This is a genomic window from Chryseobacterium sp. CS2K3 (assembly GCF_059515185.1).
Genome location: NZ_JCAKRW010000001.1, coordinates 672,016 through 678,986, shown reverse-complemented (window position 1 = coordinate 678,986; position 6,971 = coordinate 672,016). Strand labels below are relative to the sequence as shown.

The window sequence follows — 6,971 nt, the reverse complement described above, 5'->3', positions numbered from 1 at the left end:
GAGAACATGGGAGTATGAAAATTTAGAAAGTTTAAGGAGAAATTGGATTATACTATAAAACAGAATAGCTATTCTTATATAATATATAAAGATAACAAGTGGAAAGCTTTGTTGAGATCCCTACGGGATGACAAAGATTGTAATAATGAAGACAAGTTCAAAAAGTGGCGCAAACTATTACCTATAGCAACCTCTTCCCTAGCCCCGATAGAAACGTTACCCCACAGCATGTACTGGGAAAGTTCGAGGGATTGAGCGTTGGAGAGTAAAGGTGCGAGGAGTATGAGTGGATAGCGGGATAAAGCTTCCTATATATATGATTATATATGATGAGTAAAAAGTATCATACTGAAACACGAGGAATAATTCTGTAATGAAAATAATTAATCAAATAATCTTAATTGCTGATCTTTGCTTCCTGTAAATGCTTTTGCAGATAGTTTAGGAAAGTCTTTTCCTTCGAAAAACTTTTTTCTGCCTATTTTAAAAGTCGTATGAATCATCTCTGCAATGTTTCCTTCTCCTTTTTGTCTTTCGAAATATCTTTTATCTCCAAGCTTTCCGCCTCGCATAGAACGAATCAAATTGAGTACTTTTTGTGCTCTGTCCGGAAAATGGGTTTCAATCCAATTGACAAAAACAGGTTCAACGGTATCATTGAGTCTTACTAATGTATATCCAAAGCCTAAAGCTCCGGCATCAGAGATTGATTTTAGAATATTTAGAGGTTCGTCACTATTCAATCCCGGAATAATAGGTGCTACCATTACGTGTACGGGAATTTTATTTTCGGACAGCACTTCAATTGCCTTCAGTTTATTCATTGCTGAGCTTGTTCTCGGTTCCATCTTTCTCCTCAAATCTTCATTAATTGTGGGGATACTTAACGAAACAGAAACAAGATTCTGCTCCGCCATAGGCTTTAAAATATCCAAATCCCTCAATACTAAAGCATTTTTTGTGAGAATATTGACCGGATGTCTATAATCGAGACAAACCTGCAATAGTTTTCTGGTAATCTCAAACTGTCTTTCTGCCGGTTGGTAGCAATCTGTGTTTCCAGAGAGCAAAATAGGTGCGGCTTTGTATCCTCTTTTCTGAAAAAATTTCTCCAGAAGTTCAGGGGCATTTTTCTTTACCATGATTTTTCTTTCAAAATCGATTCCGGCACTGTAGCCCCAATATTCATGAGTAGGTCTTGCAAAACAATAGGAACATCCATGCTCACATCCCTGATAAGGATTCATGGAATATTCCATCGGAAGATCTTCGCTTTTAACCTGATTAACAATAGTTTTCGGAAAGACTTCTGTAAAAGTAGTCTTCATCATTTCGAAATCTTCATCATCAGGCTCATAAGTATATCTGTCGAAACGATTGATAACGTTCCGCTGAGCTCCTTGACCTTTTATGAATTTTTCGTTTTGCATCCGGATGTAAAATTAGAATGGAATTTTTATAAAATAATGAACTTTAACATTAAAGTTTTCCACAAAAAAAATCCAACACCTAAGATAAGTGTTGGATAAACATAATTAAATATATTTTTTTACTACTTCAGCGCGTAAAATTCCACTCCGTGTGTTTCATCGTCGTGGTTCTTTTCATCAAAGTGTCTGTGATAATCCGAATAGGCATCACTATATTTTTTATCTTTTTTAGTCAAAATTTTCTTTATGCTTATTAAACTTAATACTGCCAAAAGTCCAACTCCCCCTGCCAGTAAAACTCCAACTTCTTTTTTCATATTTTCTCTGATTTATTAGTCTAACCATTGCAAAAAGTGTACCTATTTTATTTTTTCAAATTATAAATTTTGTTAACATTAAACTTTATTTTTAAGGAAAGTATAATTGCTTATTTTTCTTATATTTAAGAAAGCAATGGTTTAATTATTGTACTTGTAAACAAAAATATTATTATGGAAAATCCAGAAAACATCGATAGAATGACCACATTAAGTCAAGTCATGCAAAAGCTCTCGGAAAGAGGTATCCAAAGGGAATTCAGGATGAATGAGAATTGCGAGATGAAGTTTGAGAATTCAGAAAAGGTGTACCAGCCTAATGAATTGATTATTTTAAAAACATATCGTTTTGAGGGAGACAGCAACCCTGACGACAATGCTGTTTTGTATGTATTAAAAGATGATGCTGGAAACCGAGGAATGATTATTGATTCTTACGGAGCAGACAGCAACTATCCTGGTGAAAAATTTGATGAATTCCTAAGAAACATTCCTGTTTTGGAAAGTGATGAATTCAATTTTTAAATCGATACCTATCAATAGTAATCTTTTAAACCATCAGGAATTCTATTCATATAATCAAAGGAGCAACATCTTCTTCCTGATGGTTTAAAAGTTATTTTTGTTCAGAATCTTCCTTCTTTTTAAAGATTTTTTTGAAGAACCCTTTCTTTTCCTTACGTTCTTCTTCCGTCGTTGGTGTTGATTTTTTATTTTTTATTTCCTGTTTAATTTCTTTTACAGATTCCTTCATATCTTTTACAGTGGAAACTGCATTTTTCACCTTCGCTTCTGTTTTTTCTACATTTTTTCCAATCAAAGTTTTCTTTAACCCTTGTTCAATACCTTTCCAAAAGAGGTTAAAAAAGGATTTCGTAGGATCTCTTTCTACATTTTCTACCATCACGGATTCAGGGAATTTTCCTGAATCTGATTTAATAAAGATGTTTGCCACTGCTGTTAGTAAGCCTTTCTTTTCATGATTATGCTTGTTGAGAACAGCAATTTTCAGATCTTTATGTTTTAAATTAAATGCTCCGTGTAAACCAACAGGATTTCCTTTAAAATTGAACAGCATTTCCTGAATAGTTCCGGCTGTAGCTGTCACATGAAGATAAGGTCTTATAAAAGGGTTAATTCCGCTTGCAGGAAGATTCGAGGTTTTTCCTGAAATTGCAAAGGCATCATTCTGGTCTGCCACATCAAAACTCCAGTTTACGGAAAGCGGAGACAGATTCATGAATGAACAATTGATATTAATATCGACTTTAGTAGGTTTTCCTTTTGCTTTTGCCGAGTTCAGATTTTTAACATTCATATTAAAATTACTGAAAGTCAGTTTTCCTGGTCCCATGCTTTCCGGGGTATCTTCTTCATACACTAAAATGGAATTTTTAAGATCCAGATTATTAATATTCATCGGAATTTTAATGGAACGCAGCATTTTTGAATAAAGAGCTTTTATTTTAGGATCATCTTTTGGGATTTTACTTCTAAAGATATTAGCATCCGCAGATTGGATCGTTACATGAGAAGCGTTGATAAATTTATTTTGAGAAAAAAGATCCCACTCTCCTTCTGCTGATATTTGCCCCGCTTTTAAATCATAAAGATCACGTTCTACCGGTATCATTTTGATAAACTGCGCTCTCGAAACAAGAGGTTTCATACCAAAATTATTGATCTGAATTTTATTTTTGTTTAGCTTTAAAAGTCCTACATTGATATTATAGAACTGGGTTTTGTAAGCAAAGTTTCGCGTAGTTAAAAAGTAGTTTTTTATTTTAAATGAAAGTCCCTGATTGTTGGGTTTAGGTCCCAGCTCAATATCGTTTACAGTGGCATTCAAATCGTGAAAAGCCAATGGTTCATTTCCTTTATCATAAATAATATTTGAATTTTTTAAGGAAGCTTTTCTTACAATAACAGATTGTATAATTCCAGGACCAGCATTTTTCTTTGGTTTATTTTCGCCAGCCTTAATGGTTCCATGTAGATTTTCAATGATAATATCTTTAATATCCAGATTAAGTTTTTTATCAACGAATTCCAGCTTATTGATATTGAAAGCAATATGGTTAGATGTTAAATCCATTGCCGTAGTTCTGCTTTCAGGAGAACCTGGTGTAAAAGATACATTATTGATTTCCCCATTCGTAGGTTTCAAGGCAATACTTCCGATATTGATATTTTGGTGATCGAAATAGGTAATATCTTTACCTGAGAATGTAAAATCATTATACCCCACCGGGATAATTTGTTCTGATGTATCTTTATTAAAAATCAGTTTATGGATATTCAAATTTAGATTTCCGGCAGATAAAAGTTTGTTTCCGTCTGGTTTATTGATCTTAACAATAGCATTTTTAAGCTTTATATTTTCCAGATTAACTTCAAGATTTGATTTTTTCTCTGTTTTCTTTTCTTTTTTTACTCCGGTATTATAAACAGTTAAAAGAGGGTTTTGAAATTCTGCATCTGCCAGAGCAACATTATTCTTTTTTAAAACTACATCTTTAAAGTCCATCTTCGGGATTGAAAACTCAAATAGCTGTGTTTTTTTAGGATAATATTTTTTAAACTGATCAAAAGAAAGAAGCGGAATCAGTTTAAAATTTTCAACAGACATTTGACCATTAGCTGTATTAATTGTATTAATTGTAATGGCATATATATTATCGGGTCTGAAAAAGAATTTCTGCCCTTTAATACTATATCTATCAAATACTACAGGTAATTTATTCTCTACGGACTCTTCTGTCATCTGTAGATTTTCTACAAACAGATCAAGTTTTTGTACGGATACAAATTTTTGTTTGGTGTGCCTAAAAACAGCAATTTTGCCATCATTGATCCTTATATTTTCAAACAAGAACGGATTTCTTTTTTTGCCTGTTTTCTGATCTATAGGTTTTGCAAGAATAATATTAAGGTTCGGTTTTGCCAATAATAAATCTGATGAGCTTATTATTTTATTGAAAATCGCATCATAAATCCCAAAACGACTGATCTTTAAAGTATCAATTGTTCCCTGAAGCCCTATGACATTGGTATTTTGCGGATCTTTACTGTTGACGGAAATTCCAGTAGCTAATATATTTCCTGTACTTAAATCTACATCCAAATGTTTATAAGAAACTTTATAATCTGTATTATTTTTTATATACTCCGGAAGCTGGGTTTTAAGCCAAAAATTCAATCCGAAATTCGCAACCAGAAGAAATACTGCCAGAATTCCAAAACTTATTAATAGTCTTTTTACCCATTTTTTCATATTTGTGATTTGGTTTGTTTTTTTGTTAAGATCAGTTTTTTACATTGAATTCAATGACATATCCTTCATGCCCTCTTACATTCATAAAATTTCCGCCTTCAAATCCAAGATATTGTCCTTTAATTCCAGTTAGCTTACCTGTAAATTCCGGTTTTTTATCTAATGTAAATGAGGTTACTTTCTCCGGTTTTTCAAAAGGATAATCAAACATCCACAGCTCTTCCCCGTCACTGTAGAATTTCTGAAAGTCCTCAGGGAAGTATTCTTTTATTTTCTGTCTGAAATCGGCAAGATCTATTTCTCCTTCAAAATCATCCTGAAGCATTTTTCTCCAATTGGTTTTATCAGGTAAATGATCCTTTAAAGCAACTTCTATCATTCCTGCTTCATAGCGGTTTTCCGTTCTGGCAATCGGCAAAGCAAAAGTTGCTCCCTGATCAATCCATCTTGTAGGAATTTGTGTATTTCTTGTTACTCCTACTTTTACATCTCCGGTATAGGCAAGATAAACTGTGTGAGGCTGAAGTTGAATTTGTTTTTCTACTTCCAGATCACGTTCTGCTACCCCTAAATGCGCAGTAGAGAGCTCTGGGCGGATAATAGTATCACTGGCATATGGACTTTCAAAAAAACAGTTTTTACAGAAACCCATTCTGTAGATAGGCTTATCTTCTCCGCAGTTTACACATTGAAATCCGATATGTTTTATGCTTAACTCTTTTCCAAATAACTCATTCATATGGATCAGATCTCCTGAAAGATTGAGATAGTATTGGATGGGTTTAGCATCGTAGCTTGTCATTTTTAATATTTGCCCTTGAAACTGCATATTATATTTATATTACTTTTTTACGTAAATTTAATGATTATATTTTTCAAAAAGTAAAATTTATATTTTTGTGTCAATAAAAAACCACAGATGATTTATCTTGTAACAGGAGGCAGCGGGTTCATCGGTTCCCATTTAATTGAACGATTATTAAGAAATGGACATTCTGTCATAAACATTGACAATTTTGATGATTTCTACAGCTATCAGATCAAAATTAAAAATACTTTAGAGTCTATTGACGAAATTTCGGATTTTGAGTTCACCAATAAAGAAGATGATATTAAGCGACTGATTTCCCTCTCCCAGTCAGACAAATACATTCTTTACTACCAAGATATCAGAGACAGGAAAGGTCTTGAAAATATTTTTAGAAATCATTCTATTGATATAGTTATTCACCTAGCGGCATTAGCTGGTGTTCGTCCTTCTATTGAAAGACCTTTAGAATATGAAGAAGTAAATGTTCGCGGAAGCATGAATCTTTGGGAATTATGTAAAGAGTTTAATATCAAAAAATTTATTTGCGCATCTTCTTCAAGTGTTTATGGAAATAATGAAAAAATTCCTTTTTCTGAAACAGATAATGTAGACAATCCTATTTCACCTTATGCCGCAACCAAAAAGAGCGGAGAAATTTTGGGACATGTTTATCATACCTTATATAATATAGATATGATCCAACTAAGATTTTTTACGGTATATGGTCCCAGACAACGCCCGGATCTTGCCATACATAAATTCACAAAGCTTATTTCTGAAGGTTCTGAGATTCCTTTCTATGGTGACGGCAATACAGCAAGAGATTATACTTATATAGAAGATATTATTGACGGAATTGTTAAGTCTATAATTTATCTGGAAAATAATTCCGGCGTCTATGAAATTATTAATTTAGGAGAAAATCAGGTTGTCACTTTAACGGAGATGGTAGCCACTATAGAAGATGCCCTAAAAATGACAGCTGTTAAAAAAAATCTGCCAATGCAACCCGGAGATGTCACAAAAACGAATGCCGATATTACAAAAGCAAAGGATTTATTAGGCTATAAACCTGACACAGACTTCCAAAATGGCATAAAAAAATTTGTGGAATGGTTTTTGAGAAAACGACATTAAGT

The 6,971-nt window shown here is 33.1% G+C and carries 6 protein-coding genes; 2 read left to right on the top strand and 4 right to left on the bottom strand.

All coding sequences use genetic code 11. From position 1 onward, the window contains the following. Positions 1–383: 383 nt before the first annotated feature. Entirely contained in the window at positions 384–1,430 is a 1,047-nt protein-coding gene (locus AC5YGG_RS03185; RefSeq protein WP_496142979.1) for a PA0069 family radical SAM protein, read from the bottom strand. A gap of 122 nt (positions 1,431–1,552) precedes the next feature. Next, positions 1,553–1,747 carry a hypothetical protein gene (locus AC5YGG_RS03180; RefSeq protein WP_496142978.1) on the bottom strand — a complete coding sequence of 65 codons (195 nt, stop codon included), beginning with the start codon at positions 1,745–1,747 and terminating at the stop codon, positions 1,553–1,555. A gap of 174 nt (positions 1,748–1,921) precedes the next feature. Here AC5YGG_RS03180 and AC5YGG_RS03175 point away from each other — a divergent pair, with 174 nt between their 5' ends. After that, positions 1,922–2,272 carry a hypothetical protein gene (locus AC5YGG_RS03175; RefSeq protein ID WP_496142977.1) on the top strand — a complete coding sequence of 117 codons (351 nt, stop codon included), beginning with the start codon at positions 1,922–1,924 and terminating at the stop codon, positions 2,270–2,272. Between the two features lie 91 nt (positions 2,273–2,363). Here AC5YGG_RS03175 and AC5YGG_RS03170 read toward each other — a convergent pair whose 3' ends face one another. Both AC5YGG_RS03170 and AC5YGG_RS03165 read right to left on the bottom strand, forming a co-directional pair. Beyond that, positions 2,364–5,030: a DUF748 domain-containing protein gene (locus tag AC5YGG_RS03170; RefSeq protein WP_496142985.1), complete on the bottom strand. Its 2,667-nt coding sequence runs from the start codon at positions 5,028–5,030 to the stop codon at positions 2,364–2,366. A 22-nt stretch (positions 5,031–5,052) separates the two neighbouring features. Beyond that, positions 5,053–5,850, bottom strand: coding sequence for a DUF2797 domain-containing protein (locus tag AC5YGG_RS03165; protein WP_496142976.1), 798 nt, complete (start codon positions 5,848–5,850; stop codon positions 5,053–5,055). A 90-nt stretch (positions 5,851–5,940) separates the two neighbouring features. On the opposite strand from AC5YGG_RS03165, the gene AC5YGG_RS03160 reads away from it, so the two are divergent. Continuing rightward, entirely contained in the window at positions 5,941–6,969 is a 1,029-nt protein-coding gene (locus AC5YGG_RS03160) for a GDP-mannose 4,6-dehydratase (protein WP_496142975.1), read from the top strand. The last annotated feature ends 2 nt before the right edge of the window (positions 6,970–6,971 follow it).

Bases quoted from the DNA above. Each gene is read 5' to 3' on its own strand.
- AC5YGG_RS03185 (WP_496142979.1), bottom strand. From the start codon at position 1,430: ATGCAAAACGAAAAATTCATAAAAGGTCAAGGAGCTCAGCGGAACGTT.
- AC5YGG_RS03180 (WP_496142978.1), bottom strand. From the start codon at position 1,747: ATGAAAAAAGAAGTTGGAGTTTTACTGGCAGGGGGAGTTGGACTTTTG.
- AC5YGG_RS03175 (WP_496142977.1), top strand. From the start codon at position 1,922: ATGGAAAATCCAGAAAACATCGATAGAATGACCACATTAAGTCAAGTC.
- AC5YGG_RS03165 (WP_496142976.1), bottom strand. From the start codon at position 5,850: ATGCAGTTTCAAGGGCAAATATTAAAAATGACAAGCTACGATGCTAAA.
- AC5YGG_RS03160 (WP_496142975.1), top strand. From the start codon at position 5,941: ATGATTTATCTTGTAACAGGAGGCAGCGGGTTCATCGGTTCCCATTTA.